Origin of the sequence: Erythrobacter epiphyticus, from assembly GCF_034653295.1 — a bacterium.
GTDB lineage: Bacteria > Pseudomonadota > Alphaproteobacteria > Sphingomonadales > Sphingomonadaceae > Erythrobacter.
The window spans coordinates 191,851-218,123 of sequence record NZ_JAYEEU010000002.1 but is presented as its reverse complement, the minus strand read 5'-3'; the positions used below and the strand labels follow the sequence as shown (position 1 = coordinate 218,123).

The 26,273-nt window shown below is 64.5% G+C and carries 25 protein-coding genes and 1 tRNA gene; 11 read left to right on the top strand and 15 right to left on the bottom strand.

Annotated elements, in window-relative coordinates; all coding sequences use genetic code 11:
- Positions 1–78: 78 nt before the first annotated feature.
- The gene (locus tag SOQ14_RS01520) at positions 79–1,191 is read right to left on the bottom strand and encodes an alkene reductase (RefSeq protein WP_322896172.1); all 1,113 of its coding nucleotides are present in this window, start codon (positions 1,189–1,191) and stop codon (positions 79–81) included.
- Positions 1,192–1,290: 99 nt separating this feature from the next.
- Between SOQ14_RS01520 and SOQ14_RS01515 the strand changes: the two genes are divergently transcribed.
- Entirely contained in the window at positions 1,291–2,157 is an 867-nt protein-coding gene (locus SOQ14_RS01515; protein ID WP_416232711.1) for a DMT family transporter, read from the top strand.
- Here SOQ14_RS01515 and SOQ14_RS01510 read toward each other — a convergent pair.
- The 4 genes from SOQ14_RS01510 to SOQ14_RS01495 all read right to left on the bottom strand — a co-directional run bounded on the left by SOQ14_RS01510 (position 2,154) and on the right by SOQ14_RS01495 (position 5,638).
- Positions 2,154–2,825 carry a DUF2971 domain-containing protein gene (locus SOQ14_RS01510; RefSeq protein ID WP_322896168.1) on the bottom strand — a complete coding sequence of 224 codons (672 nt, stop codon included), beginning with the start codon at positions 2,823–2,825 and terminating at the stop codon, positions 2,154–2,156. The two genes, SOQ14_RS01515 and SOQ14_RS01510, sit on opposite strands and share 4 nt — an antisense overlap.
- A 14-nt stretch (positions 2,826–2,839) precedes the next feature.
- The gene (nadA, locus tag SOQ14_RS01505; protein ID WP_322896166.1) at positions 2,840–3,841 is read right to left on the bottom strand and encodes a quinolinate synthase NadA; all 1,002 of its coding nucleotides are present in this window, start codon (positions 3,839–3,841) and stop codon (positions 2,840–2,842) included.
- 75 nt (positions 3,842–3,916) lie between these two features.
- On the bottom strand, positions 3,917–4,693 hold the full coding sequence (locus tag SOQ14_RS01500; protein WP_322896164.1) for a hypothetical protein: 777 nt from the start codon (positions 4,691–4,693) through the stop codon (positions 3,917–3,919).
- A gap of 66 nt (positions 4,694–4,759) precedes the next feature.
- On the bottom strand, positions 4,760–5,638 hold the full coding sequence (locus SOQ14_RS01495; RefSeq protein ID WP_322896162.1) for an MBL fold metallo-hydrolase: 879 nt from the start codon (positions 5,636–5,638) through the stop codon (positions 4,760–4,762).
- 56 nt (positions 5,639–5,694) lie between these two features.
- Here SOQ14_RS01495 and glpK point away from each other — a divergent pair, with 56 nt between their 5' ends.
- Complete coding sequence (gene glpK / locus SOQ14_RS01490; RefSeq protein ID WP_322896160.1) at positions 5,695–7,164, top strand: glycerol kinase GlpK; 1,470 nt, start codon at positions 5,695–5,697, stop codon at positions 7,162–7,164.
- Here the strand turns inward: glpK and SOQ14_RS01485 are convergent.
- Together SOQ14_RS01485 and SOQ14_RS01480 are read right to left on the bottom strand one after the other, a co-directional pair.
- Positions 7,161–7,637 (bottom strand): DUF1465 family protein, encoded by a 477-nt coding sequence (locus tag SOQ14_RS01485; RefSeq protein ID WP_322896159.1) that lies wholly within the window; start codon positions 7,635–7,637, stop codon positions 7,161–7,163. The genes glpK and SOQ14_RS01485 overlap by 4 nt on opposite strands.
- 122 nt (positions 7,638–7,759) lie before the next feature.
- The gene (locus SOQ14_RS01480; protein WP_322896157.1) at positions 7,760–7,969 is read right to left on the bottom strand and encodes a DUF465 domain-containing protein; all 210 of its coding nucleotides are present in this window, start codon (positions 7,967–7,969) and stop codon (positions 7,760–7,762) included.
- Positions 7,970–8,247: 278 nt separating this feature from the next.
- Between SOQ14_RS01480 and SOQ14_RS01475 the strand changes: the two genes are divergently transcribed.
- From SOQ14_RS01475 to tilS, 5 genes are all read left to right on the top strand, one after another.
- Positions 8,248–8,415: a YdcH family protein gene (locus SOQ14_RS01475; RefSeq protein WP_322896155.1), complete on the top strand. Its 168-nt coding sequence runs from the start codon at positions 8,248–8,250 to the stop codon at positions 8,413–8,415.
- Between the two features lie 76 nt (positions 8,416–8,491).
- The gene (gene ptsP / locus SOQ14_RS01470; RefSeq protein WP_322896153.1) at positions 8,492–10,762 is read left to right on the top strand and encodes a phosphoenolpyruvate--protein phosphotransferase; all 2,271 of its coding nucleotides are present in this window, start codon (positions 8,492–8,494) and stop codon (positions 10,760–10,762) included.
- Positions 10,763–10,883: 121 nt separating this feature from the next.
- Positions 10,884–11,840: a helix-turn-helix domain-containing protein gene (locus SOQ14_RS01465; protein ID WP_322896151.1), complete on the top strand. Its 957-nt coding sequence runs from the start codon at positions 10,884–10,886 to the stop codon at positions 11,838–11,840.
- Positions 11,841–11,979: 139 nt separating this feature from the next.
- The gene (locus SOQ14_RS01460) at positions 11,980–12,969 is read left to right on the top strand and encodes a tetratricopeptide repeat protein (RefSeq protein ID WP_322896149.1); all 990 of its coding nucleotides are present in this window, start codon (positions 11,980–11,982) and stop codon (positions 12,967–12,969) included.
- Positions 12,960–13,970 carry a tRNA lysidine(34) synthetase TilS gene (gene tilS / locus SOQ14_RS01455; protein ID WP_322896147.1) on the top strand — a complete coding sequence of 337 codons (1,011 nt, stop codon included), beginning with the start codon at positions 12,960–12,962 and terminating at the stop codon, positions 13,968–13,970. Before SOQ14_RS01460 ends, tilS begins: the two co-directional genes overlap by 10 nt.
- Positions 13,971–13,982: 12 nt before the next feature.
- Here tilS and rimO read toward each other — a convergent pair whose 3' ends face one another.
- Positions 13,983–15,365: a 30S ribosomal protein S12 methylthiotransferase RimO gene (gene rimO, locus SOQ14_RS01450; protein ID WP_322896145.1), complete on the bottom strand. Its 1,383-nt coding sequence runs from the start codon at positions 15,363–15,365 to the stop codon at positions 13,983–13,985.
- 105 nt (positions 15,366–15,470) lie between these two features.
- Between rimO and SOQ14_RS01445 the strand changes: the two genes are divergently transcribed.
- A complete protein-coding gene (locus tag SOQ14_RS01445; RefSeq protein ID WP_322896143.1) occupies positions 15,471–15,710 on the top strand; it encodes a DUF6356 family protein in 240 nt (79 codons plus the stop codon).
- A gap of 43 nt (positions 15,711–15,753) precedes the next feature.
- Positions 15,754–16,152, top strand: a complete 399-nt coding sequence (locus SOQ14_RS01440; RefSeq protein ID WP_322896141.1) for a DUF1761 domain-containing protein — start codon at positions 15,754–15,756, stop codon at positions 16,150–16,152.
- A gap of 49 nt (positions 16,153–16,201) precedes the next feature.
- On the opposite strand, the gene SOQ14_RS01435 is transcribed toward SOQ14_RS01440, so the two are convergent.
- The 4 genes from SOQ14_RS01435 to SOQ14_RS01420 all read right to left on the bottom strand — a co-directional run bounded on the left by SOQ14_RS01435 (position 16,202) and on the right by SOQ14_RS01420 (position 21,752).
- Positions 16,202–17,233 (bottom strand): potassium channel family protein, encoded by a 1,032-nt coding sequence (locus tag SOQ14_RS01435; protein WP_322896139.1) that lies wholly within the window; start codon positions 17,231–17,233, stop codon positions 16,202–16,204.
- Entirely contained in the window at positions 17,233–17,997 is a 765-nt protein-coding gene (gene surE / locus SOQ14_RS01430) for a 5'/3'-nucleotidase SurE (RefSeq protein WP_322896137.1), read from the bottom strand. The genes SOQ14_RS01435 and surE overlap by 1 nt, the downstream gene beginning before the upstream one ends.
- The gene (gene serS / locus SOQ14_RS01425; protein ID WP_322896135.1) at positions 17,997–19,274 is read right to left on the bottom strand and encodes a serine--tRNA ligase; all 1,278 of its coding nucleotides are present in this window, start codon (positions 19,272–19,274) and stop codon (positions 17,997–17,999) included. Before serS ends, surE begins: the two co-directional genes overlap by 1 nt.
- Positions 19,275–19,397: 123 nt before the next feature.
- The gene (locus SOQ14_RS01420) at positions 19,398–21,752 is read right to left on the bottom strand and encodes a TonB-dependent receptor (protein WP_322896133.1); all 2,355 of its coding nucleotides are present in this window, start codon (positions 21,750–21,752) and stop codon (positions 19,398–19,400) included.
- Positions 21,753–21,869: 117 nt separating this feature from the next.
- Between SOQ14_RS01420 and SOQ14_RS01415 the strand changes: the two genes are divergently transcribed.
- Both SOQ14_RS01415 and SOQ14_RS01410 read left to right on the top strand, forming a co-directional pair.
- A complete protein-coding gene (locus SOQ14_RS01415) occupies positions 21,870–22,562 on the top strand; it encodes a TetR/AcrR family transcriptional regulator (protein WP_322896131.1) in 693 nt (230 codons plus the stop codon).
- An 85-nt stretch (positions 22,563–22,647) separates the two neighbouring features.
- Positions 22,648–23,307 (top strand): Fe2+-dependent dioxygenase, encoded by a 660-nt coding sequence (locus tag SOQ14_RS01410; protein ID WP_322896129.1) that lies wholly within the window; start codon positions 22,648–22,650, stop codon positions 23,305–23,307.
- On the opposite strand, the gene SOQ14_RS01405 is transcribed toward SOQ14_RS01410, so the two are convergent.
- The 3 genes from SOQ14_RS01405 to sppA form a co-directional block, all read right to left on the bottom strand.
- The gene (locus tag SOQ14_RS01405; RefSeq protein ID WP_322896127.1) at positions 23,251–24,090 is read right to left on the bottom strand and encodes a hypothetical protein; all 840 of its coding nucleotides are present in this window, start codon (positions 24,088–24,090) and stop codon (positions 23,251–23,253) included. The genes SOQ14_RS01410 and SOQ14_RS01405 overlap by 57 nt on opposite strands.
- A gap of 25 nt (positions 24,091–24,115) precedes the next feature.
- Positions 24,116–24,190: transfer RNA gene (locus SOQ14_RS01400), tRNA-Val, on the bottom strand.
- A 103-nt stretch (positions 24,191–24,293) separates the two neighbouring features.
- Positions 24,294–26,195: a signal peptide peptidase SppA gene (gene sppA / locus SOQ14_RS01395; protein ID WP_322896125.1), complete on the bottom strand. Its 1,902-nt coding sequence runs from the start codon at positions 26,193–26,195 to the stop codon at positions 24,294–24,296.
- Positions 26,196–26,273 lie beyond the last annotated feature (78 nt).

The following is a 26,273-nucleotide window of genomic DNA, read 5'->3' as shown; positions in this document are numbered from 1 at the left end:
CGAGCGATTTTCAGGCCGCTTTGCGGACCGCAAGGATGCTCCCGGCAGCGCCCCAAGTGGACGCTGCCGGGCACCGGTTTACTCCGCTGCCTGCGCCTGTTCTTCCGCGAGCGTCGGATAATCGACATAGCCTTCGGGGATCGGGAAGTACCAGCTCTTGGGCACATCCTTGTTCGGGTTCCAGTGCGCGCCGACCGCGATCCGCTTTTCAAGATCGGGGTTGGAGATGTAGGGCCGGCCGAAGCTCACCGCATCGCACTTGCCGCTGGTGACGTCGGCCTCCGCCTGCTCGGCGGTGTAGTCGCTGTTGAGGATCAGCTTGCCGGTGTAGATCTGGCGGATCAGCGGGCTCTGCTTGGGCACATCGGTCTGGCCGAAGGTGCCGTCCGGGCCCGGCTCGCGCAGTTCGACGAAGGCAAGGCCCAGCTCTTCGCACACCTTGGCCGCCGCACCGAAAGTTGCGGGCGGGTTGCTGTCATCGGCGCCTTGCGTCTCGCCGTTGGGCGAGAGGCGGATCCCAACGCGGTCCGCGCCCCACACATCGATCAGCGCTTCGAGCACTTCGCGCATGAAACGGGTGCGGTTTTCGGGCGAACCGCCATATTCATCGGTGCGCAGATTGGTGCTGTCGCGCAGGAACTGGTCCACCAAATAGCCATTCGCGCCGTGCAGCTGCACGCCGTCGAAGCCCGCCTTTTTGGCGTTTTCGGCAGCGCGGCGATAATCGGCGATGGTGCGCTTGATATCCTCATGCGTCATTTCGCGCGCCTGCGCATAGGGCTGCTTGCCTTGCGGGGTGTGCGCCTCGCCCGGCGCGGTGGTGGCGCTGGCCGAGACGGGCGGCTGGCCATCGAGGAACACCGGGTGGACGATCCGCCCCATGTGCCACAGCTGCATGACGATGAGGCCGCCCTCTTCATGCACCGCTGTGGTGGTGGCCTTCCAGGCTTCGGTCTGCTCGTCGCTCCAGATGCCGGGGGCGCTCGGCCAGCCGAGGCCTTCGCGGCTGATGCCGGTCGCTTCGGTCAGGATCATGCCTGCGCCCGCGCGCTGGCGGTAATAGGTCGCCATCAATGCGTTGGGCGTGAACATCGGATCGGCCGCGCGCCCGCGGGTGAGCGGGGCCATGTGGATGCGGTTCTTGGCATGGAGCGCGCCCATCTGGAGCGGCTGGAACAGGGCTTCGTGCATGGGGGAGATCTCCTTCGATTGCTCTTTGCAACTTGCACTAGGGCGCGATGCGGCTAGGGCGCAAGCATGGAAAATGACGGGTCGGTCCAAGCAAAAGTTTTGAGCGTCCCGCACGGTTGGCGGGCGGCGCTGCTGCTGGCCGCGCTGCTGGCGGGCAATATCGCGCTGGCGCTGGGGCCGTGGTTCGTGCGCCTGGCCGATACCGGGCCGGTCTCGGCCGGGTTCTGGCGGTTATTCCTCGCGTTGCCCTTCCTCGTGCTGCTGGCGCGGATCAATCGCCAGCCGATCACCGGGATGGGCGCGAAAACGCTGGCGCTGGTGGCGCTCGGCGCGGTGACCTTCGCGCTCGATCTGGCGAGTTGGCACATCGGGATCGAGATGACCCGGATCGGCAATGCGACCTTGTTCGGCAATGCCGGTTCGATCGTGCTGCTGTTCTGGGTGTTCCTTTCGCGCGGGGTCTTGCCCAAGCCGCTTGAAGGGCTGGCGATCCTGTTCGCGCTGGCGGGCGCGGCGATCCTGATGGGCCGCAGTCTCGAAATCTCGACCAGCACCTTGATCGGCGATCTGTTCTGCCTGGCTGCCGGGCTGCTTTATGCGGTCTATCTGCTGACCTTGCAGGATGCGCGCAAGGCGTTCGGTTCGTGGAGCCTGCTTGTCTGGGTGAGCATCTTCGGCTGCCCGGTGCTGCTGGCAGTGGCGCTGATGCTGGGTGAGCCAGTCTGGCCGACCGACTGGACGCCCATCCTCATCCTGTTCATTTCGAGCCAGCTCGTGGGGCAAGGGCTGATGGTCTATGCGCTGGGGCATTTCCCGCCGCTGATCATCGGGCTGGCCTTGCTGACCCAGCCTGCAGTGGCGGCGCTCTATGGCTACTTCGCGTTCGGCGAAGTGCTCTCGCCGCTGGATATCACCGGCATGGTGCTGGTGGGCGCAGCGCTGGCGGTGGCGCGGGCGAAGGCCTAGGCAAGCTTCTCGCGGGCCTCTTTGCCTAATGCCTCTGAGAGCGCTTCTGCCCAACTCTCATTGTTTACCAACCGCGATTTCGAGAAGTTCATTTCGGAGCAACCTTCCAGGTCAATCGAGATCTCGCGGAGCGACTTTGCAAGGCTGTCAGGCATACCCGGACCTAAGACCACCCTTTCGATACAATCTAACCTGATCGGGATATGCATTAGCTCGGTGCCAAAGATTGCATTGTCTAGGGCTACCACACGATACTCCTCTTCCGCCTTGAAGGTCTCGCGCTTTAGAAATGGTAGCTGCTCAATGGGTATCGGACTTCGGTCTCTCAATTGCTTGAGGTTGCAGTATAGTACTGGCCCGTGACGGATTTCGTAAAAATCTTTTAAAGCATCAAATATTTGAAGAAGTCTGTCCTTATTGAAGATAATGGCGACACCATGAGCATCGCCAGCAAAAATTTGCCAATGATGTGCTTGCTCTGCGCCTTCAGCGAAGCAAGCGGCAAAGACCGACATATTATCAAAATGTCTACCATAGCTCTTGAGGCCGAGTGCGTCATTCTGATCATACCATCGGGAAGGATTAAGCAGTGTGAGGCGCTGGTGCCTCAGAATATCAAGCAGTGATAGGGCGTTAGTGTATCGCCTTAATGTCGCACTTGTGCTCATTTAACGCTGCCCCCTCAATCCCCGCTGAACGCCACCTTCCCCAGATCGCCCAGCCCGACAGTCCCGCTCGCCATGTCAAGCATCCGGTCAAGGCTGCGCTTGGCCTTCACCCGCACGCCTTCCTCGATGTGGATCTGCGGTGCGAGGTCGCGCAGCGCCACGTAGAGCTTCTCCATGGTGTTGAGCGCCATGTAAGGGCAGATGTTGCATGAGCAGTTCCCGTCAGCGCCCGGCGCGCCGATAAAGGTTTTCTCGGGCAGGGCCTTTTCCATCTGGTGCATGATGTGGGGTTCGGTCGCCACGATCAGCGTGTCGCCGGGGAAGGTCTTGGCGAACTGGAGAATGCCGCTGGTCGAGCCGACATAATCGGCATGATCGATGATCGAGGGCGGGCATTCGGGGTGCGCGGCGACCGGGGCATCGGGATATTGCTCCTTGAGCTTGAGCAATTCGGTTTCGCTGAACGCCTCGTGCACGATGCACACGCCCGGCCACAGCAGCATCTCGCGGTTGAACTTGCGCGCAAGGTAGCCGCCAAGGTGGCGGTCGGGCCCGAAGATGATCTTCTGTTCCGGCGGGATCTGGGCAAGGATCGTCTCGGCGGAGGACGAGGTGACGATGATGTCGGAGAGTGCTTTCACCTCGGTCGAACAATTGATGTAGGTGAGCGCGATGTGATCGGGGTGCGCTTCGCGGAAGGCGCGGAACTTGTTGGGCGGGCAGGAATCCTCAAGCGAGCAGCCGGCGTCCATGTCGGGAAGGATCACGGTCTTTTCCGGCGAGAGGATCTTGGCGGTTTCGGCCATGAACTTGACCCCGCAAAAGGCGATGACATCGGCATCGGTTGCCGCCGCCTTGCGCGACAATTCGAGGCTGTCGCCCACGAAGTCGGCAATGTCCTGAATATCGGGTGTCTGGTAATAATGCGCGAGGATCACGGCATTGCGCTCTTTGCGCAGGCGATCGATTTCGGCCAGCAGATCGGCGCCGGTCGGGTTCTTGGTCAGGATGCTCATGCGTCGGTCCCCGTGATCACGTGTTGCCCGCGATATAGGGAACGGCCCGCGATTTTCGAGCGAAAAACGCTGGCCTTACATGTCGGGCGGGGGTGGACCATAAGACAGGCCCGAGACAAGCTCGCCCGGCGTCCCGGCACCTGTTGCCGTGTAGATGGCAGCACCCAGCGCCGAGTGGGCGAGGAGATGGACAGCAAGCAGCGTCAGCGGGATTGCAGGCAGGCCCCAGGTCCAGGCGGGATGCAAGGCTCCGCTCCGCGCATCGCGGGCCATGGCCACGAGTGGAAAGATCACGCCGAGCCCGGATGCGATCTCAAGGTTGTAGGGCCCCATGAAGGGCATGGGCAGCACCCGCCCGAAACCCGGCCCCAGCAGCGCGGCCATCGCGCACAAGTGCAAGCGGCGATGCCAGTCGGTGCTGCGGCGCATGACGAGGGCAGCGCTCGTAAGGATCAGGAAGCACAGCAGCATCGCGATGTCGGCGAGGAGAAAGTGCTGCGGCAGGAAGAAGAACGGCGCCCGGCCCTGCTGCGTGGTGTGCACTGTGATCGCCACACCCATGCCCAGCAATCCGATCATCCATGGCACGGCCACCCAGCCGAGCTTGCGGTGAACCGCCACGTTGCCGCTGGCGACGAGATAATTCTGAAAGACGTAGAAGCCGAGCCAGCCCATGAACAGCACGGCATGGACATGCACAACAAGTGGCGCAGCAAAGCTCGACCAGCCCATCGCTAGATGAAAGGAGAAACCGCCAACCAGCACCAGCGCCATCGCGCAGGCCAGAAGGAAGTAAAATCGCGCCTCGCGCTCCGTCACGACAGCAGCGGCGGCAGGTACATTCGTAGCCATGGCGATACCCTCCTGATGGTTCACCGAAGGCGGATTGCAGCAGAAATAAATCAAATAAACAAGACTTTAGGCTGCTTGCCAGATGTCCCCTGCACAAAGCGCCATCCCGCGCTTCTCCAGATCGAGCAGATGGGCCGTCACGCTCATCTCCGCAGCGGGGATCAGGCGCGGGTCGAGCCCCTTGTACATCGCCGGAATGAAAGCGCTGACAGGGCGGGCTTCCTCGGCCAGCAGCCGCATGATCTGGTTTTCGCGTTGGCGGCGGTGGCCGATCATGCCGCGCACCAATTGCTTGGGCTTCTCGATCGCCGCGCCGTGAGCCGAGTGGTAGCGCGTGTCATCGCGCGCCATCAATTTCTCGAGGCTCGCCATGTAATCGCCCATGTCGCCATCGGGCGGGATGACGACGCTGGTTGACCAGCCCATCACGTGATCGCCGGTGAACAGCGCGCCGCTTTCTTCGAGCGCGAAGCACAGGTGGTTCGAGGTGTGCCCCGGTGTGGCGACGGCGGTGAGCGTCCAGCCCGCACCGCGCATCCCTTCGCCATCGGCCAGCACCCGGTCGGGCGCATAGGTCGGATCGAAAGCCTCGTCCGAACGCGGCCCGGCGACTTGCAGCATCAGCGGCGCGCAGCCGACAATCGGCGCGCCCGTCCTGGTGGCGAGCGGCGCGGCGGCGGGGGAGTGATCGCGGTGGGTATGCGTGCACATGATCGCCACCACCTTGCGCCCGCCGATCGCCGCGATGATCGCATCAATATGCGCGGCCTCGTTGGGGCCGGGATCGATCACCGCGCAATCCGGCCCATCCACCGGGCCTACCACATAGGTCTGCGTGCCGGTGTAGGTGTAGGGCGACGGATTGGGCGCCAGCACGCGCAGCACCAGCGGTTCAACCTGTTCGGCAAGGCCTGTCGGCCAGGGCTTGGGAGGAATATCGGCCATGCCCTTGCATATGCCGGGCAGCGTGGCAGAAGTCACGTGCGAGAGAGGGAGATCCCATGTCACAGAATATTCTGGTGCTCGATGAAGGCACCACGTCCACGCGCGCGATGCTGTTTACGCCCGAGGGGGCTTGTATCGGCACCAGCCAGCGCGAGTTGACCCAGCATTATCCGCAAAGCGGTTGGGTGGAGCATTGTCCGCACGAAATCTGGGAGCGCACCCGCGATTGTGCGGCCGAGATGATCGCGCGCGCCGGCGGGCCGGAACGGATCGCCGCCATCGGAATCACCAACCAGCGCGAGACGGTGGTGGCGTGGGACAAGGCGAGCGGCGAGCCGCTGACCCGCGCCATTGTCTGGCAGGATCGCCGCACCGAGCCCTTCTGCATGGCGCTGCGCGAGGCCGGGCACGAGGCCGAGGTACAGGCGCGCACCGGCTTGCTGCTCGATCCCTATTTCTCGGGCACCAAGATGCGCTGGATGCTGGATAATGTGCCCGAAGTCCGTGCGGCGGCCGAGCGCGGCACGCTCGCCTTCGGGACAGTGGAAAGCTGGCTCACCTTCAAGCTTTCGGGCGGGGCGCATATCACCGACGCGAGCAATGCCAGCCGCACGCTGCTGATGGATCTTGCCGCGCCCGGCTTTGATGCGGGGCTGTGCGATCTGATCGGTGTGCCGATGAACGCGCTGCCGCAGGTGACCGATATGGCAGGCGCACTGGCTGCTACCGAAAGCGCGCTGTTCGGGCGTGCCATCCCGATCACCGGCCTTGTCGGCGATCAGCAGGCAGCCACGATCGGGCAGGCCTGCCTTGCCCCGGGCGAGACCAAGGCGACGTATGGCACGGGCGCTTTTGTGCTGGCGAACCGTGGCAGCGCGATCCCCCGTTCGACCAATCGCTTGCTCGGCACTGTGCTGACCCAGCTTGGCGGCGAGCGCATTTACGCCATTGAAGGTTCGGTTTTCGTCGCGGGCAGCCTTGTCCAGTGGCTGCGGGATTCGCTCGGCATTGTCGAAGTCGCCAGCCAGACCGAGGAACTCGCCCGTTCGATCCCCGATAGCGGCGGGGTGGTGATCGTCCCTGCCCTGTCCGGGCTTGGCGCGCCGCATTGGCGGGCCGAGGCGCGCGGGGTGATTGCCGGGCTCAGCTTCTCGAGCGGCAAGGCGCAGCTCGCACGTGCCGCGCTCGAGGCCATGGCGCATCAGACCTATGATCTCGCGCGGGCCTTTGCGGCGGACGGGGCCGAATGGCAGACGCTCAGGATCGATGGCGGGATGTCGGCCAATAACTGGATGGCGCAGGATCTTGCCGATGTGCTCGGCGTGCCGGTCGAACGGCCAGCCTTTGTCGAGACCACCGCGCTCGGCGCGGCAATGCTGGCTGCGACCGGGGCAGGGCTCTATCCCGCGCTTGGCAGCGCGGCCGCGGCGATGCGCGGACAGGCGATGCGGTTCGAGCCCGCCATGGCCGATGCGGTGCGTGACGAGCGGCTCGCCCGCTGGCAACACGCCTTGCGCGCGGCCTAGCCGGTGCGGTCGCTCAATCGGCCAAGTTCGCGGCCAATCCGTTCCTGAAAGGCGCGCGCCGGCGAATCCATCGTGAAGCGCTGGCGCCACGCCTCATCCAGCCGGGCAATCCGGCGATGCAGGTGTTCGGTCTCGGCAATCAGCGCGCGGGTTTCCGGCTCGAGCATCGCCAGATGCTCGGGATCGGAACCGCGATCGGGTGGCAGCGCGCCGTGGCGCCGCATCTGGGTTTCGTTGAGTTCCCCGGCGAACAGCGCGCGCTGGTTGAGCAGCCATGCCAGCACATGCATCATGCGGGTGGTGGTTTTCAGCCCCTCGGTCGAGAGCGCAAGCCGCATCATCGTATCCTCGGGCCCGACAGGCTCCCGGATGCCGAGCGCAAACACCGCGCGCACATCATCCGTCAGCAACAGTGCTTCGGTGTAAAGCGCCTCGATGATCGGGCGGGAAAGATTGGTGGTTCGCGCTGTCATTGGGGCGAAGAATATCCGCTCCCAGGCTAGCACGCCACCGGTGCATGGTTAATTTCCCGCCCCTATTTGGATCCGTCCCGCTGCGGTACGTTTTTGCGCGTATTGCACGCGCCCGCTCCGCCTCACGCGATGATGTCGGGCAGCAGCGTATCCTCGATGATCGCGATCTGATCCTTGAGGCGCAGCTTGCGCTTCTTGAGGCGGGCGATCTGGAGTTGATCGGCAAAGGCATTCTGCCGGGCGGCTTCGGTGAGCGCGGCAATCGCCGCATCAAGATCACGGTGCTCGGTGCGCAGCAATTCAAGCCGTTTGCGCAGTTCCTGCTCGTTCATCTGTTGTGAAACCCGTGTCCCAAAGCCGTGCCCGAGGCGCTATGCGATGAAGCGCGCCAATGAGCAAGCGTGCAACCCGTTCGCGCCGCATTCGCGCTGCGCAAAAGATGCGCCATGCTCGTTTGGCCGCAAGTCAACCGCAAGACATCCGTTCATCATCCGGAAGTGCTTTCAAAGCTAGCCTGAATATGGTTCAACTTGAACCTGCGGCTCGGCCGCGTTGTGCGCCGAGTCGCTTTCCCGGGGGCAGACCCCCGAACTGGAAGGAGTATGCGATTATGGCATCACAAGCCCTGTCTTCCCACCTCGAGGCTCTCACCGCCAAGCACGCCGGGCTCGAAGCCCGCTTGCGAGAGGAAATGGCACGGCCCATCCCTGATGCCGGAACACTCCAAGCTCTGAAAAAGCAGAAGCTCCGGCTCAAGGAGGAAATTGCCCGCGCCTGACGGGCAGGCGGATGGCAGCGCGGCGGCAAAACCCCCTTTTGCTTTTCGCGCCCACTGGCCTTAAGCCTTGGGGCCTATGACCGCTGCTGCTGCCGCCCGCCAGATTCTTACCCGCCTCACGGAAGTCATGGCCTCGCGCCTCCATGCGCAGGGCAAACTCGATCAGGTCGTCGAAATCATCGGCGAATGCCTTTCGAGCGAGGTGTGCTCGATCTACCTCCTGCGCGAAGGCATGCTCGAATTGTTCGCGACCCGCGGCCTCAACCAGAGCGCGGTGCACGTCACCCGCATGGCGATCGGCGAGGGGCTGACCGGCGCGATTGCGCAGAAGGTCGAGACGCTCAATCTTGCTGAGGCCAAGGCCCATCCCGATTTCCAGTATCGCCCTGAAACGGGCGAGGAAAAGTTCCATTCCTTTGCCGGGGTGCCGATTGTCTATCGCGAACGCGCGGTGGGCGTGCTGTGCGTCCAGCATGTCGAGCCGCGCCGCTACGAAGAGGTCGAGATCGAGGCGCTTCAGACCACTGCGATGGTGCTGAGCGAGCTGATCGCCAATGCCGAACTGGTCGACGAGGAAGAAGCCCGCGGGCTCACCGCCGAGCAGACCGGGCCGCAGACTGTCTCCGGCCTGACACTGGTTAAAGGGCTGGGTTCGGGCTTTGCCGTCTATCACCAGCCGCGCGTCGAAATCACGCAGGTGATGGCCGAGGACACCGAGGCCGAGCGCCAGCGGGTCTATCGCGCCTTTGCCCGGATGCGCGAGCAGATTGATGGTCTTGCCGGGCAAGCCGAATTCGGCGTCGGGGGCGAGCATGAAGAGGTGCTCGAAACCTACAAGATGTTCGCTTACGACGAAGGCTGGTCCCGCCGTATCAACGAGGCGATCGACAGTGGCCTTACCGCCGAAGCGGCAATCGAGCGGGTGCAGCAGCACACCCGGATGCGGATGCGCGAGATCGATGATCCGCTGCTCGCCGAACGGATGCACGATCTCGAAGATCTCTCCAATCGCCTGCTGCGGATCGTGTCGGGCCAGCTCGGCACAGCCGCATCGCAGGGCCTGCGGCGCGATACCATCCTGATCGCGCGCAATCTCGGGCCTGCCGAATTGCTCGAATATGATCGCCGACGGCTCAAGGGCGTGATCCTCGAGGAAGGCTCGCTCACCGCGCATGTGGTGATTGTCGCGCGGGCGATGAATGTGCCGGTGCTGGGCCGCGCCAAGAGCCTGCGCGGTGTGATCCGCGAAGGCGATGAAGTGCTGCTTGATGCCAATGCGGGCCACGCGATCATTCGCCCCTTGCCGCAGGTGGCCGAGGCGTTTCAGACCCGCTTTGCCAAATCGCGCGAAAAGCAGGCGGCCTATGCGTCGCTGCGGGATGTCGAGCCGTTCACGCGTTGCGGCACGCGCATCCAGGTGATGATGAATGCGGGTCTGCGCGATGATATGAGCGCGCTGGCGATGACAGGGGCGGACGGCGTGGGTCTGTTCCGCACCGAATTCCAGTTCCTCGTCTCCGCCACCTTGCCGCAGCGCGAGCGCCAGACGCGGCTTTACCGCGACGTGCTCGATGCCGCGGGCGACAAGCCGGTGATCTTCCGCACGGTCGATATCGGCGGCGACAAATCGGTGCCCTACCTGGCTGCGGGCAGCGGCGAGCATGATGAAAACCCGGCAATGGGCTGGCGCGCGCTGCGGCTTGCGCTCGAACGCGAAGGCCTGATGAAGGCGCAGGCACGCTCGCTGCTCGAGGCTGCTGCCGGACGCTCGCTCTATGTGATGTTCCCGATGGTCTCCGAACCGTGGGAGTTTGACGATGCCAAGGCGGTGTTCGATGAACAGCTCGCCTTCCTGCGCGCCAAGAAGCGGCTGCTGCCCGAGCGCATTCATTTCGGCGCGATGCTCGAAGTGCCGGCCTTGGCAGAAGTGCTCGATCATCTCCTGCCGCGCCTGTCGTTCCTGTCGATCGGCACCAATGATCTGACCCAGTTCCTGTTCGCGGCTGACCGCGCCAATCCCAAGCTGGCGGAACGTTATGACTGGCTCAGCCCGTCGATCATGCGGTTCCTCAAGCGGGTGATGCAGACGAGCATTGGTTCAGGTGTTGATGTCGGCGTCTGCGGCGAAATGGGCGGGCGCCGCCTCGAAGCGCTGGCCTTGCTCGGGATCGGGTATCGCCGCCTCTCTATCACGCCCGCCGCGGTGGGCCCGATCAAAGAGCTGATCCGCAAGGTGGATCTCGACGAGATCACCACTGCCATGAATGGCTGGCTTTCCGATCCGGGGCGAAACCTGCGCTATGAACTGGCGCTATGGGCCGATGAACGGGGCATTGAATATGATTGATCGGGGTTGCTGCACGGCTTGGCGAAAGCGGGCACAGCGCCCTTGACTTGGCAAGCTCTCATCGGCTGTGTGCACAGCTTCCATGGATGGGCAACGGCGGCCCAGCAAAGCGGATCGGGTCATGAACAGCGAACAGGATAACAGCGCGGGCGCAGAGCCTGAACAAACCCACTCGGGTGCCGGCGGGATGTTGCGTCGCGCCCGCGAGGAACAATCGCTTTCGCTCGCCGATATTGCGACGCGCACCCGCATCCCCATCCGTCAGCTTGAGGTGATCGAAGCGGGCGCGTTCGATTCCCTGCCCTCGCGCACCTATGCGATCGGCTTTGCCCGCACCTATGCGCGGGCCATGGGGCTCAACGAGGCGGAGGTCACCAAGGCGGTGCGCGCCGAGCTGGGCGATAGCAGCGAACCGCGCGGTGCCATGGCTGGCGGCATGGAGCCAGGCGATCCCGCCAAGCTGCCGTCGCAAGGGCTCGCCTGGGCAGGCGCTTTGGCGGCCGTGCTGCTCGCTGCCGGGCTGTTTGCGTGGTTTTCGGAGTATTTCCGCGCTGGCGAGGGCGCGCCGCCCGTCGTTGCCGAAACCCCGGAGCCGGTGGTGACGGAGCCGACGCCTGCCGCGCTCCCCGCGCCGACCGGCGGCGACACGGTGGTGTTCACCGCGCTGGACGATGGCGTCTGGGTGCGCCTGTTCGAGGAAGGCGGCGCGCGTTATCTCGAAAAGACCCTCACCAAGGGCGAAAGCTTTACCGTGCCGACCACGGCGCGTGATCCGCGGCTCAACACCGCGCGGCCCGATGCACTGGCGCTGACTATCGATGGCCAGCCCGCTGCTCCCCTGGCCGAGCGCCCCGTGGTGCTCGCAAGCGAGCCGGTTGCCGCCGCTGTTCTGCTGGCCCGTGCAGGCACAGTGCCGGCAGCGGTGACCCCTGCGAATTCAGCCCCGGTGATGCGCCAGCGCAGGGCCGCGACGCGGCCTCCGGTCGTCACCAATTCGGCGCCTGCTCCCGAAGCGGAGACGGTCACAGCCCCGGCGCCTGCCGCCGAACCGACCGCCTCGGCGGAAAGTGGCGAATAAGCCGCAACATAACGCCAATTTTGCGGTGAATAGCGCAGGGGCAAGGCTCGACTTGGCGGACGCAAGGCGGCAGGAGTTTCGCTGTCATTCATCCGGGGCTTGGCATCACCCAGGGCAGCCAAAGGGAGCTTGAGACGCCATGACAATCACCTTGCAGACTCTCGTGCAGCGGACGGCCGGAGCGCTGCTTGTCGGTGCCGTGCTGGCCGCTGCACCGCTGCCGGTTGCCGCGCAGGACAGCGCCGATGAAACCCGCATCCGCAAGCTCGAAGCCGAAGTCCGCGCGCTCCAGCGCAAGGTCTTTCCGGGCGGCGATGCCCGTTTCTTCGAACCGCAGATCCAGCCGGGCAGCCAGACAGCGCCGACCATGCCCGCCACGACCGCGCCGACGGCGAGCGCGCTGACCGATGTGCTGGCACGGCTCGATGCGCTCGAATTGCAGATGCAGCGTCTTACAGCGCGCTCGGAAGAACAGGCCAACACCCTGTCCGAAATGGAGCGGCGGCTCGCCGCGCTTGAAGCAGGCGGGCCAAGCAATCCGGCTGGCATGCCGGGTGTTACGCCCACGGCGGGCGCGCCAGCGGCGGCCTTGCCTGCCGCCCCCAACGCGACCGCGGGCAATCTCGCTGCCATGTCGGGCACTGCCCCCGCCACCCGTCCGGCAACCTCGGCAGCGGCGCCCGCGCCCAATGCTGCCCGGCTGGCCGCGGTGCAGGCGATTGCCAAGCCACAGACCGAAGACCCCGGCGATGATGAATATTCCTATGGTTTCCGCCTGTGGAATGCCGGTTTCTACCCCGAAGCTCGCCAGCAGCTGACGCTGTTTGTCGAACAATACCCGCGTCATCGCCGGATCAGCTTTGGCCGCAACCTGCTCGGACGCGCCTACCTCGATGATGGCATGGCCGAAGAAGCGGCGCGCTGGTTCCTGCGCAATTATCAGGCCGACAAGAATGGCGATCGCGCCGCCGACAGCCTGCTGTATCTCGGGGTCTCGATGATCGCTATGAAGGACACCAAGCGCGCCTGCATCGCGCTTGCCGAGTTTGGCGAGACCTATCCGGCGGTTGCAACCGGGCGGCTGGCCGGTGAGTATCAGGCCAATCGCGCCAAGGTGAAGTGCAGCTGATCGATCCCGATCTGGTCGAGCGCTTTGCCGCTGATCTCGAAGCGCTTTGGCCGCGCGATGTGCGCGATGGGGCCGCGCTCGGGCTAGCAGTGTCGGGCGGGCCGGATAGCCTCGCCTTGCTGCTGCTGGCCCATGCCGCCTTGCCGGGGCGCATCGCGGTGGCGAGTGTCGATCACAGGCTGCGACCCGAGGCTGCGGGCGAAGTGGCGCTGGTCGAGCAGGTCTGTGCCGAACGCAAGATCCCCTTTGCCGCGCTCCAAGCCGATGTCCCGCCCGGCAATCTGCAAGCGCAGGCGCGCCGCGCCCGCTATGCCGTGCTGGGCGAATGGGCGCAGGCGCGCGGGCTGGGGGCGCTTGCCACGGCGCACCATGCCGATGATCAGGCCGAAACCCTGTTGCTGCGGCTCAACCGGGGCAGCGGGCTGTCAGGCTTGGCGGCGGTCCGCTCGGTCAGCTTGCTCGATGATAATGAATTGCTGCTGCTGCGTCCGCTGCTGGGCTGGCGCAAGGGCGAACTGGCCGAGGTGACCGCGCGCGCCGGGATCATCGCGGCGCAAGACCCTTCGAACGCCAACCGCGATTTCGACCGGGTGCAGATGCGCGCGCATCTCGCGAACAGCGATTGGCTTGATGTGCGCGCGCTGGCGACCAGTGCGGCGCATCTTGCCGAAGGCTGGCGCGCAATCGAATGGTATGCCGGGCTCGATTGGGACGAAATGGTGCACCCCGATGAAGACCGGCCCGATGCCAGCCCTGGCCTCGTCTATTACGCCAATGTGCCGCGGGTGGTGGCGATCGAAACGATCTGCCGCATCATCCGCGAACTGGGCGGGCATTGCACCCGCAGCGAGGCTGCGCGCGCATTTGATCGGTTGTGGCGCGGGGAGAATGCCTCGCTCAGTGGGGTGCTGGCCGTGCCGGGGATCGAGCGGATGCAGGGTGTCGGCGTGGAACTGCGCTGCTGGCGCTTTGCGCCCGAGCCGCCGCGCCGCTTGCATTGACGGCGCAGCAGATCAGCCAATCACGCCGAACAGATCATGCGCATCGGCATCTTCGATGGTGGCCTGCACGATGTCACCCGGTACAAGGGTCGCGGGCACGTTGCGCAGATACACCGCTCCGTCGATCTGCGGCGCATCGGCCTGTGAACGGCCGGTCGCGCCGATGTCGCCATCTTCGTCCGGCTCACCCACCTCGTCGATAATGACAGGCAGCGTGCGCCCTATTTTGGCGGCAAGCTTGGCGGCCGAGATACGCTCGGTCACTTCCATGATCCGCGCGTAGCGTTCTTCCTTGATCGCTTCGGGCACCTGATCGGGCAGCGCGTTCGCGGCAGCACCCTCGACCGGTTCGAAGCGGAAGGCGCCGACCCGATCAAGCTGGGCTTCTTCCAGCCAGTCGAGCAGGTATTGGAAATCCTCCTCGGTCTCGCCGGGGAAGCCCACCACGAAGGAGGAACGGATGGCGATGTCGGGGCAGATGGCGCGCCACGATTTGAGCCGTTCGAGCACCTTGGCCTCGTTCGCGGGGCGCTTCATCAGTTTGAGCACTTTGGGGCTCGCGTGCTGGAACGGGATGTCGAGATAGGGCGTCAGCAGCCCTTCTGCCATCAGCGGGATGACCTGATCGACATGGGGGTAGGGGTAGACATAGTGCAGCCGCACCCACGGGGTCTGGCCATCGGGCGTGCGCAGACCGCCCAGTTCGCGGGCGAGATCGGTCATATGGGCGCGCACCTCTCGCCCCTTCCACGACCGGGTCTCGTGGCGGGTATCGACCCCGTAGGCGCTGGTGTCCTGCGAGATGATCAGCAATTCGCGCGTCCCCGCTGCCACCAGCTTTTCCGCCTCGCGCAGCACGGCATCGATCCGGCGGCTGGCGAGTTTCCCGCGCAGCGCCGGGATGATGCAGAAGGCACAGGCGTGGTTGCAGCCTTCGGAAATCTTGAGATAGCTGTAGTGGCGCGGCGTCAGCTTGATATCCGTATCGGACGGCTGCGGGATCAGGTCGATGAACGGGCCTTGCGCGGGCGGAGCGTGGGTGTGCACCGCCTCGACCACCTGTTCATATTGATGCGCCCCGGTGATCGCGAGCACTTGCGGATGGGCGGCGCGGATCGCGTCCGCTTCCTCGCCCATGCAGCCCGTCACGATCACGCGGCCGTTTTCGGCAATCGCCTCGCCAATGGCGGCAAGGCTTTCTTCCTTGGCACTGTCGAGGAACCCGCAGGTGTTGACCAGCACCACATCGGCGCCCGCGTAATCTTCGGCAAAGGCATAGCCATCGGCGCGCAGCCGGGTGAGGATGCGCTCGGAGTCGACCAGAGCCTTGGGACAGCCAAGGCTGACCATGCCGATCTTCTTGGGCTCGGGAAGTGTGGTTGCGGGGGCGTTCATAGCGGCGCGCCTCTACACCGTGCGCGGCCCCAGCGCTAGAGGCCGCGCCGCGCCCAGTCTCGCCGGGCTTGACCTCGGGCTGGCCTAAGAGGCAATGTCGCGCGCATGATCGCAAAGCTTTTCACCGAACACCCGCGCGCCATTGGCGAAACCTACACTCAGCACGCCCGCACCGCGTGGCGCTTTGGCTGGCGCATGGTTACAGGCGGACTTGCCTGCATGGTGCACGCCATCGTGCCCGGGCTGTTCGTCAAGACCGCCAGCCGCACGGTGGTGCAGCTCGATGCCGAGATGCGCGGTCGCAAGGCAACGCCCGCCGAGGAAGAATTCGCCTATGTGATCTAGCGCGCTGTGCGCCCCTGCCATGCCCACATAAGGAGCCGCGCCGATGAGTGATTTTGCCCTATGGCCCGTGCTGGCCGGAGCCGCGGCGTTCTTTGTGGTCGGGGCGCTGTGGTACGGCGTGCTGTTCGCCAAGCCGTGGCAGCGCGCGGCGGGGCTTTCCGACCGCGATCTGCAATCGGGCAATATGGCCGTGATTTTCGGCCTGACCTTCGCCTTTGAAGTGCTGGTCGCGATGGTGTTGTGGCACCTTATCGCCCGCACTGATCCCGCCCCGCATGTGGTGATGATGATGGCGGTGGGTTTTGCCGTGGGGGTGATGATCCCGGCCATCGGGATCAATTACCTGTTCCTGAGAAAACGCTTTGCCTTGTTCCTGATCGATGCCGGGCACTTCATCATCGGCATGGCGGCGATGGGCGGCGTATTTGTGCTGTTTCGTTAAATCCCACGGCTTCGCGACTTGAGGATCGGATTCTCAGGCGGGGCTTAGCCTAACTCTCGCTCCCTGCGGTCGGCACGATCTCGACGATCACATCACCTGCCTGCAAGGTCTGGCATTCGTCTTCCCAGAAGCCGATGGCGCGGCCATTGCGATAGACGCGCAAGCCCCGTCCGCCGCTTTTGAGCGTTTCGAGCGAGCAGCCACATTCCGCATCGCTGACAACGCGCTGCACCAATTGCACCCGCCCGCTGACGCTGGCGAGATCGGCGAGATAATCCGCGATATAGGTTCCGCTGGCACTGCCCGCCAGCAACAGCCCGGTGAAGCGCACCGGGTTGATCACATTATTCGCCCCCGCCTGCCGGGCGAGCACTTCGTTGTCCTCGTTGCGCACCACCACGCTGATCGGGACATCGGGCGCAAGGTGCCGCACTGTCAGCACGATCAGGATCGACGTGTCATCGCGCCCGGCGGAGACGAGCACGCTTTGCGCATTGGTGATCCGCACCGCGCGCAGCGTGTCGTCGCGCGTTGCATCGGCGCACAGCACATTGACGCCGAGCTTTTCCGCTTCGGCGAGGCGATCCTCACCCGGATCCACCACCACGACGTTTTCCGGCTCAATCCCGCGATCGATCAGCTCGCGCACGCTTTGCGAGCCGGACACGCCGTAGCCCAGCACCACGACATGGCCGCTCAATTTCTTCTGAATGCGCGCCATGCGCCAATTCTCCCAACTGCGGCGGATCACGAAAGTATAGGCCGTGCCGACAAAGATGAATATCACGGCGAGCCGGATCGGTGTCACCACCAGCGTTTCGATCAGACGGGCCTGTTCGGAAATCGGCGTGATATCGCCAAAGCCGGTGGTGGTGATCGAAACCACGGTGAAATAGGCCACATCAAGGAAAGTGATGGTGCCATCGTGGCTGTCTTTCAGCCCGTCGCGGCCGAGCCAGTGGATCAGGATCAGGAGCAGGATCAGCCCGAGCGCAATGCTCATGCGCACGCCGATATCGGCCCACACCGGCACCTTGACCTGCCGCCGCAGCGGCCCGCCCGAGCGTGTGGGCGGTGGCATCAGTCCCCGAACCGCTCGGCCAGCACGCCGATGGTGGAATAGTGAGTCAGATCAAGCTGCAACGGGGTCACCGACACAAAGCCTTCCTCGATGGCTTCCAGATCGGTGCCATGATCAAGCGTGTGTTCGATCGGATCAAGCCCGAACCAGTAATATTTGTAGCCGCGCGGATCGCGCCCTTCGATCACCGTGCCGCGCGCATAATCGTGGAACCCCTGCCGGGTGACGCGGATGCCTTTGACTGCGGCGGCGGCAACGGGCGGGAAGTTCACATTGATCAGCGTGCGCGCAGCGAGCGGCGCATCGAGCAGCGGCGCAAGCACCTTGGCGCCCCACTGGCTCGCCGCTTCGAACAGATTGCCCGAGGCGATGCTCGCCGCCGTGTGCACCTGACTGAACGCGACCGAGCGGATGCCGGCGAGCGCGCCTTCGATCGCGGCGGAGACCGTGCCCGAATAGGTGATGTCGTCGGCGAGGTTCGCCCCGCGGTTGACGCCTGACAGGATCAGATCGGGCGGATTGTCGAGCACCTGCCGCAGTGCCATCACCACGCTGTCCGTCGGCGTGCCGGTGACGGCAAAGCGCCGCTCGGCAAACTTCACCAGCCGCACCGGGCGATTGAGCGTCAGCGCGTGCCCTGCGCCCGATTGTTCTTCCGAAGGGGCGCAGATCCAGATGTCATCGGAAAACTGCCGCGCGATCGCTTCGAGCACTTCAAGCCCCGGTGCGTGATAGCCATCATCATTGGTGAGGAGGATACGCATCAGTTGTGCGGCTCCAGCCTGGTGACCCCGCCCATATAGGGCAGCAAGGCGTCCGGCACTGTGACAGAACCATCGGCGTTCTGGTAATTCTCGATCACCGCCACCAGCGTGCGGCCCACCGCAAGGCCCGAACCGTTGAGGGTATGGACGAATTCGGTCTTCTTCTCACCCGCCACGCGGTAGCGGGTGCCCATGCGGCGGGCCTGGAAATCGCCGGTGTTCGAACACGAGGAAATCTCGCGGAAGGCGCCTTGGCCGGGCAGCCAGACTTCGAGATCATAGGTCTTGCGCGCGCCGAAGCCCATGTCGCCGGTGCACAGCAGCAGCTTGCGATAGGGCAGGGCGAGGCGTTCGAGGATGGTCTCCGCCGCGCGGACCATGCGCTGGTGCTCTGCCTCGGAGTCCTCAGGGCGCACGATGCTGACGAGTTCGCATTTCTCGAACTGGTGCTGGCGGATGAAGCCGCGCGTGTCGCGCCCGGCGGCGCCCGCTTCGGAACGGAAGCACAGGGTGAGCGCGGTGAGGCGCATGGGGAGTGCCGCCTCGTCGAGCAGCTCGCCCATGACGCTGGCGGTGAGGGAGACTTCCGATGTGGGGATGAGCCAGCGATCATCCGTCGTCTGGAACCCGTTGTCGAACTTCGGCAGCTTGTCGGTGCCATACATGGCATCGTCGCCCACCAGCACCGGCGGGTTGCATTCCTCATAGCCATGCTCGCGGGTCTGCACGTCGAGCATGAATTGGCCGAGCGCGCGATGGAGCCGGGCCATGTCACCGCGCAGGAACGTAAAGCGCGCACCCGAAAGCCGTGCGCCGGTTTCGAAATCCATGCCGAGCGCCTGGGCAAGGTCGGCGTGTTCCTTGGGCGTGAAGTCAAAGGTGCGCGGCGTGCCCCAGCTGGTCACCTCGACATTCTCCTCCTCGCCCGCGCCCTGGGGCACATCGGCGGCAGGCAGGTTCGGGATCACGTCGAGCGCGGCCTTGAGTTTTGCCGCTGCCTCATCCGCCTTGGCCTCAAGCGCGGGCATCGTGTCCTTCAGGGTCGCGACTTCGGCCTTCAGCGCTTCGGCTGCGTCCTTGTCGCCCTTGGCCATCGCCGCGCCGATCAGCTTGCTCGCCTCGTTGCGGCGGCTCTGCGCCACCTGCACTTCGGTGGTGAGCGCGCGGCGTTCCTCGTCGATCGCGATCAGATGCGCGGCCAGCGGCTCCAGCCCACGGCGCGCGAGCGCTGCGTCAAAGGCTTCCGGGTTTTCGCGGATAAAGCGGATATCATGCATGGCCAGCGCCTATGCCCGCTCGTGCTGCCCATGAAAAGAGTTGATCGGCAGGCGCACCAAGACCCCCCAGCCATTGTGCGCGCCTGCCGATCATGAGCGATTATGCTTTTCCGGGGAGAGACCTCAGAAGCGCACTTCGCCCGTGACAAAGATCCGGCGCGGATCGCCGTAGAACCCGGTCAGCGTGCCTTCGCGGCCCAGTGTCGGGATGATCGGCGTGCCCGGCGGGAAACCGCCCACGGTGAAGTTGTACCCGGCGACGAGGTATTCCTTGTCGAACAGGTTCTTGCCATGCACCCCGATGGTGAAACGGCTGTTGTTCGGAGTGTAGACGATGCTGGCATCAGCCAGCACGAAGCCATCCTGATCGAGGAAGGGGCTCGGCACTTCGAACTGGCTCGCATCCGAGCGCAGCGACAGGGTGCCAATGAAATCAAGCATCCCCTTGGCCACCGGCACACCGAAGTTGAAGCCCATGTGCGCAGTCAGATCAGGGGTGTTCTGGAACACCCGCTGGCTCGCCACATCGCGGCCGAAATTGTCGATGAAGGTGTTGAACTTGGCATCGATGTAACCCAGCGACCAGTTGATCGACAAGCGGCTGCCTGCCCCGGCAAAATCCTTGCCGACCAGCGCCGAGCCTTCGAACTCAACCCCGTTGATATCGGCGCTCGCCGCGTTCGAGGTGATCCCGATAAAGCTGTCGTTGATCCCGTCGCCATTGCTGTCGAACCCGACCGAGCCGGGGATCTGGACGTTCTTGTACTGCCCGAGGAAGCCCGCGAGGCGGATATTCACGCGGTTATCGAGCAAGGAGGCCTTCCACCCCGCTTCATAACTGTCGACCGTTTCCGGCTCGAAGCTCATGAAGTCGAAGATCTGATCCGGGGTGCATAGCCCGCCGGTCGGGTTGCGGCAGGCGGTCGTCTGGCCGCGCGGGTCAAACCCGCCGCCCTTGAAGCCCTGCGAATAGGTCAGGTAGAAATTGTGATTGCGGTTCGGCTGGTAGCTGATCGAGGCGCGCGGATTGAAATCCTCGAAGGTGGCGCTGCCGTTGAAATTGCTGGTGACAGCAAAGGGCACGCCCGCGCCATTGAACAGGTTGGAGAAGCCACCTGCGAAACTGGTGCGCAGCACCTGGCTAGTGCGCTTGTCGCGGGTGTAGCGGCCGCCTGCCGAAATGCTGAGCTGATCGGTCAGCTTGTAGGTGAAGTCGCCGAAGACCGACCAGGTATCGGTGTTGACATCGCCCAGCGTCTGCGCGGTCAGCCCCGGCACCCCGATCAGCGCACCAGTGGTGAACAGGCCCACATCAAACGCGGTGAAAGCATTGGCATTGAGGTAATAGAACCCGAGCACCCCCGAAAGCCGCTCGCCTTCATAAAGCAGCTGCAATTCCTGGCTGAACTGATCGTTGTTGTAGACTGCCGGCACATCGACATCCACGGCAGGCAAGCTGTCGAAATCGATCGGCGTGGTCGACTTGTCCTCGCGATAGGCGGTGATCGACTTGAAAGTGAGCGTGTCGGTCAGATTGATCGCGATATTGAGCGCGCCGCCATAGGCTTCGACTTGCTGGTCGGTAATGTTGAGCCCGGCGCGGGTGTCGAACACATTGCGCAGGACGGGCGCACCGCTGACAAGCCCGGGAATCAGGCGATGGCCCTGACGCGGCTCGCTGGTGTCCTTGAGATAATCACCCGTGAGCCGCACGGCCACGGGGCCGCTGTTAAATTCGATCGTGCCGCGCCCGGCCCAGATATCCTTGTTGTAATTCTCGGTGCCGAGATTGAGATTGCGCCCGAACCCGCCGCGCGACAGGCGTGCACCGGTTGCCCCGATCTTGAGACCATCAGTGATCGGGGTCGATGCGGTCACGATCAGATCGGCTTGATCGAACGAACCATAGGTGCCGCGCACCTTGAGCCGGGTTTCATCCGGCAGGGCCGCCGTCACATACTTGATCGCGCCGCCGATGGTGTTGCGTCCGTACAGCGTGCCTTGCGGGCCGCGCAGCACTTCGACGCGGTCAACCTCGTAGATATCGAGCACCGCAGCCTGCGGGCGGTTGAGATAAACATCGTCGATATAGAGGCCCACGCCCGCTTCGAAACCGGCGACCGGATCTTGCTGACCCACGCCGCGGATAAAGGCGGTGAGCGTGGTGTTGGTGCCGCGGCTCACTTCGAGCGTGATGTTGGGCACCTGCTGGCCGATCTGGGTGAGATCCTGAATGCCCTGCTGGAGCAGCGCTTCGCCGGTGAAGGCCGTGATCGACAGCGGCACATCGAGCAGGCGTTCCTCGCGGCGGCGTGCCGTGACGACAATCTCGCCATCATTGACAGCGACAGCGGCCTCGGCGCTTTCCTCGGCCACGTCCTGCGCGGCGGCAGGGGCGGCAAAAGCGGCCATGCCGGCGCATCCGGCAAGCAAGGCTGCCCGGCGGCAGCTACGAAACGTGGTAGCCCGATAATTCATGGATTGGTTCCTCTCCTACCCTTATGTCCGCGGTGATATTGAAAGTTGAACCATCTTTCAAGTTAATCGTTGCGCCGCTCCCTAAGGCGGGCTAGCGAAAGGGGGAGGGAGATGCCGATGAGCAACAGTCCCATGGCTGCCAGCGACAAGCACGGTCCCTTGTCGGGCCCGGGCAAAGGGCCGCATCCGCGTGCGGGGAGCGAGGCCAAGACCCCGCGCACCGAGCGTGGCCGCCGGACCTTGCGCAAGCTGCTCGATGCCTCGGCCATCGAATTCGGCGAGAAAGGCTTTCACGAAGCCTCGGTCAGCTCGATCACCCGCCGCGCCGGTGTCGCGCTCGGCAGCTTCTACACCTATTTCGATAGCAAGGAGGCGCTGTTCCGCGCGCTGGTGCAGGATATGAGCGAGAACGTGCGCGCCAGCGCGCGCGCCGCGATTGCTCCCGATATGCCCGCGATCGCGATTGAACGCGCAGCGCTTGCCGCCTTCCTGCGCTTCGCCCGCGAGCACAAGGAAATCTACCGCATCATCGACGAGTCCGAATTCGTCGATCCTGCCAGCTACCGCGCGCATTACGAAACCGTCGCCGAGCGCATCACCGCTCGCCTGGCGGCGGGCAGCGCGCGCGGCGAATTTCGCGAGGGACTGGGCGAGATCGAGGCCTGGGCGCTCATGGGCATGAACGTGTTTGTCGGCCTGCGCTTTGCGGTGTGGGATGATCGCGATGAGGCGGGCGCGGGGCGTCGTTCGCTTGAGGATGTGGCGGCGACGGTCAACGCTTTGATCGCGCGCGGCGTGATGCGCGACTAGCCCTGCTGCGCCTGCGTGGGTGCGGGTTTCGTTTGGGCGCAAGGCGCGCTAGAGCCACCCCATCATGATCCTCCTCATCTCCGCCATGCCTGATCCTGCTGACGCGGCGGCCTTGGCCGCGCGGGCCGCGCAGCTCGATTGGCAGGACGGCGCGGCGACAGCCGGGCCGGTGGCGCGCGCCGTCAAGCACAACCTGCAAGCGGTGATGCGCACCCCGGCGGCCAAAGCGCTCGCCGATGATGTGCAGGCGATCCTCTCGGCACACCCCGTGCTGCGGGCTGCGGCCCAGCCGCGTCGCTTTTCAAACCTCATCATCAGCAAGACGGAAGGCGGCGGGCATTATGGCCTGCATGTCGATAATGCCGTGATGAAGGCCGCCAGCGGCGCAGCGATGCGCACCGATCTCTCTTTCACGCTCTTCCTCACCCCGCCCGAGACCTATGACGGGGGCGAGTTGGTGATCCATTCCGCCAGCGGCACCGAAGCGGTGAAGGGCGCACCGGGCGAGCTGGTGCTCTATCCGTCCACTGCGCTGCACGAAGTGCGCCCTGTCACACGCGGGGCGCGGGTCGTCTGCGTTGGCTGGATCGAAAGTATGGTGGCAGATGCGGCCGCGCGCGAGATTCTGTTCGATCTGGAAAACCTGCGCGTGGCGCTGCGCGCCCGGCTGCCTGCTCAGGCTCCCGAATCACTCACTCTGGACAAGACCATCGCCAATCTCCTGCGGCGCTGGGCGCAGCCGTGATGGCGCGCGGCGGCGTGAGGCCTTGTCCTTGATCGTGAAGTAGATGATCAGGCCGACCCCGATCGTGCTTGGCCCGGCCCAGATCAGCGGATTGAACACATGCTCGGGAAAGGCGCGCACCAGCCCTACTGAAAGGAACGCGGTGTAGGCCGAGATCCCCATCCCGATGAGCGCGCGGAAATGCTCGCCCACATACATGCTGCGCGGCGGGGCCGCGCTCCAGATGAAGCGCTGCTGCATCGCCATGGCGACAAGGCCGATCCCTGCTACAATCATCATCAGCGGATGGCCAACCTTCCAGCCGAACCAGCCGCACCACGCCCCCGAAATCACCACCGCTGCGATCACGCCCTGATAGCGCAGCCGCCGCAAGGCGCTGTGATCGCGCGCGTGGCGCACGACGGCGAGGCCATAATCGACAAAGCCGATCGTCAGGCAGCCGAGGTACAGCATCATCCAGCCGAACAGGCCGGCGAACAGCTCACGATCGGTGATCGAAGGGATGCGCTTGTCCGGGCCGTAGAGCGAAAGCAGCGCCATCGCGATGGCGAGCACCCCCGCGCCGAGAAAGCCATAGCAGGCGACCTTGCCCCAGCTGCGGTGATTGGCGGCACCCTTGCGGGTGGCAATCGGGCCCCAGAAGGCAATCAGGCCGGTGGTGCCGGTGATGATGTGGACAACAACAAGGGCTTCGAACAGCGCCATGATGCGAAAATTGCACAGATCGCGCGGCGATCCTAGCCCCGCAATGGGGATGGCGGCAGGCCATGGCCACCGCGCCATCTTTTTCCGTCAGCTGCTGAAAAGATGGTGGGCGCGACAGGGATTGAACCTGTGACCCCACCCGTGTGAAGGGTGTGCTCTACCGCTGAGCTACGCGCCCGTCCGAAAAGGCTGATACGGCCCGGACAGGGGGGCGCCTTTAATCAGGCCGCGCGCGCTTGGCAAGCGTCAAGCGCGCGCAGGGCGCCATTTCCTGATCGGGGCTACAAGGCCAGCCAGCGCAGCGCGGTGATCAGCCACGGGCCCGAAGCCTGAAGCTGCGTATCCGCAGTGACCTGTGCCGGGCGACGCTCCGGGCATTCAAGGCACAGCGCCTGCACCCCGCCGCCATTCATCAGCCGCGCAAGATCGGCGCTGAGCTGGCGCGCCAGCATCGTCTGCTGGCGTGCGGCAAGCCCGAACAGGTCGGCGCGCTGCGCCGCGGGCGCAGCCTGCGCCTCGCCGATCACGAGCTGGCGGAGCAGCGAATCATACCGCCCGCTTTCGCTGCCGAGATAGCGCGCATGCCATTCGCCATCCTTCAGCCCCGCCTTGCTGGCTGACCACGCGAGCGCATCCTCAAGTCCGCCGAACTGATCCACCAGGCCAAGCTGGCGCGCGGTCCCGCCGTCCCACACCCGGCCCTGCGCAATGGCATCAAGCTTGGCGACCTCGATCCCGCGGCCCTTGCTGACAAGGCCAAGGAATTCGCGATAGGTCGCGCTGATCGAAGCCTGCACCATCGCGTCGGCTTCCGGTGTCAGGCCCGCGAGCAGGTCTGGCTGGCCCGAAAGCGCCGTGGTGCGATAGCCATCGGCGCTGACCCCGATCTTGCCGATCGCCTTCTCCAGCGTCGGCAGCACGGCGAAGACGCCGATCGAGCCGGTGATGGTTTCGGGCTGGGCAAAGATCCGGTCGGCCGACATGGATACCCAATACCCCCCGCTTGCCGCGACATTGGCGAAGGAGACCGCGACCGGGATTTTCTTGTCACGGTGACGCTGGATCGCGCGGCGGATCTCTTCCGAGGCGATCACCGAGCCACCCGGCGAATCGACTCGCACCACCAGCGCGGCGAAATCTTCCTGTAGCGCTTCATCCAACAGCGTTGCGATCCGCGTGCCGCCAGCGGTGCCAGGGCCGGCCTCGCCATCGACGATCTCACCCGCGATGGTGACAACGCCGATCGCCTTGCCCTTGCTCGGCGCCGGATGGGCCGCAAGGAAGGCGCTATAGTCGCTGCTGGCATAGGCGCCGGGAAGCTTGCTCGACCGGCTCTCGCCCACGATCTTGGCCACACGCTGGCCAAAAGCGACCCGATCCCCCAGCTTGTCGACCAGCCCCGCCGCCAGCGAGGCATTGGCGAGGTCGCCGCCCGACGCGTTGACCCAACCCACCGGATCGCTGGTCACAAGGTCAAGCTTGAGCTTGGGGCGGGCCTTTTTGACATGGGCCTGCCACTCGCTCCACAGCGCGTCATAGACCCCGGCGAGGTTCTGGCGCGCTTCATCCGACATCGAATTGCGCGCATAGGGTTCAACCGCCGATTTGAACTCGCCCACACGATAGATGCGTGCGTTGATCCCCAGCCGATCGAGCAGATCCGCGTAATAGAGCCTGCTGCCGCCCGGCCCGTTGATAACCGCGCCGCCCTGCGGATCGAGCCAGACTTCGCTGGCATGGGCCGCAAGCTGAAGGTGATCATCACCATAGGCGAGGCCATAGGTCAGCACCGGCTTGTTGGCCTTGCGCACCCGATCAAGCGCATCGCCGACTTCCTGCATGTTGACTTGCCCGCCGCCAAGAAAGCGCGAGAGATCAAGCACCACCGCCTTGATCCGCTTGTCTTCCGCAGCGGCATCAAGCGCGCGCACCAGATCGCGCGCCTGGAATTCTTCGACCGGCGCTTCGCCGCTCAACAAGGCAGAAAAGGGATCAACCGGCGAGGCTTCCTCGACAATGAAGCCCGCCAGATCGATCTCGAGCGCGCCTTCGCGCACCTGACCGGGGCTCGGCCGGGACGCCAGCGCGCCGAACAGCACCACGAAAAACAGCAGCATGAACAGGAGCACCAACCCGTCCTTGATCGCCACCAGTACTTTCCAGATCGTGCGGACAAAATTCATCAACGGGCCCCTTTTGCGCGCAACGGCGTCGCTTTTTGCGCATTCTGCGTCTTTTCAGCGTTGTGACGCGCCCAGAGC

Bases quoted from the DNA above. Each gene is read 5' to 3' on its own strand.
- SOQ14_RS01440 (WP_322896141.1), top strand. From the start codon at position 15,754: ATGAGTGATTTTGCCCTATGGCCCGTGCTGGCCGGAGCCGCGGCGTTC.
- surE (WP_322896137.1), bottom strand. From the start codon at position 17,997: ATGCGTATCCTCCTCACCAATGATGATGGCTATCACGCACCGGGGCTT.
- sppA (WP_322896125.1), bottom strand. From the start codon at position 26,195: ATGAATTTTGTCCGCACGATCTGGAAAGTACTGGTGGCGATCAAGGAC.
- SOQ14_RS01460 (WP_322896149.1), top strand. From the start codon at position 11,980: ATGACAATCACCTTGCAGACTCTCGTGCAGCGGACGGCCGGAGCGCTG.
- SOQ14_RS01405 (WP_322896127.1), bottom strand. From the start codon at position 24,090: ATGGCGCGGTGGCCATGGCCTGCCGCCATCCCCATTGCGGGGCTAGGA.
- SOQ14_RS01410 (WP_322896129.1), top strand. From the start codon at position 22,648: ATGCCTGATCCTGCTGACGCGGCGGCCTTGGCCGCGCGGGCCGCGCAG.
- ptsP (WP_322896153.1), top strand. From the start codon at position 8,492: ATGACCGCTGCTGCTGCCGCCCGCCAGATTCTTACCCGCCTCACGGAA.
- SOQ14_RS01445 (WP_322896143.1), top strand. From the start codon at position 15,471: ATGATCGCAAAGCTTTTCACCGAACACCCGCGCGCCATTGGCGAAACC.
- SOQ14_RS01500 (WP_322896164.1), bottom strand. From the start codon at position 4,693: ATGGCTACGAATGTACCTGCCGCCGCTGCTGTCGTGACGGAGCGCGAG.
- glpK (WP_322896160.1), top strand. From the start codon at position 5,695: ATGTCACAGAATATTCTGGTGCTCGATGAAGGCACCACGTCCACGCGC.
- SOQ14_RS01420 (WP_322896133.1), bottom strand. From the start codon at position 21,752: ATGAATTATCGGGCTACCACGTTTCGTAGCTGCCGCCGGGCAGCCTTG.
- SOQ14_RS01435 (WP_322896139.1), bottom strand. From the start codon at position 17,233: ATGCCACCGCCCACACGCTCGGGCGGGCCGCTGCGGCGGCAGGTCAAG.
- SOQ14_RS01415 (WP_322896131.1), top strand. From the start codon at position 21,870: ATGAGCAACAGTCCCATGGCTGCCAGCGACAAGCACGGTCCCTTGTCG.
- serS (WP_322896135.1), bottom strand. From the start codon at position 19,274: ATGCATGATATCCGCTTTATCCGCGAAAACCCGGAAGCCTTTGACGCA.
- SOQ14_RS01510 (WP_322896168.1), bottom strand. From the start codon at position 2,825: ATGAGCACAAGTGCGACATTAAGGCGATACACTAACGCCCTATCACTG.
- SOQ14_RS01475 (WP_322896155.1), top strand. From the start codon at position 8,248: ATGGCATCACAAGCCCTGTCTTCCCACCTCGAGGCTCTCACCGCCAAG.
- rimO (WP_322896145.1), bottom strand. From the start codon at position 15,365: ATGAACGCCCCCGCAACCACACTTCCCGAGCCCAAGAAGATCGGCATG.
- SOQ14_RS01480 (WP_322896157.1), bottom strand. From the start codon at position 7,969: ATGAACGAGCAGGAACTGCGCAAACGGCTTGAATTGCTGCGCACCGAG.
- SOQ14_RS01485 (WP_322896159.1), bottom strand. From the start codon at position 7,637: ATGACAGCGCGAACCACCAATCTTTCCCGCCCGATCATCGAGGCGCTT.
- SOQ14_RS01520 (WP_322896172.1), bottom strand. From the start codon at position 1,191: ATGCACGAAGCCCTGTTCCAGCCGCTCCAGATGGGCGCGCTCCATGCC.
- SOQ14_RS01465 (WP_322896151.1), top strand. From the start codon at position 10,884: ATGAACAGCGAACAGGATAACAGCGCGGGCGCAGAGCCTGAACAAACC.
- SOQ14_RS01495 (WP_322896162.1), bottom strand. From the start codon at position 5,638: ATGGCCGATATTCCTCCCAAGCCCTGGCCGACAGGCCTTGCCGAACAG.
- nadA (WP_322896166.1), bottom strand. From the start codon at position 3,841: ATGAGCATCCTGACCAAGAACCCGACCGGCGCCGATCTGCTGGCCGAA.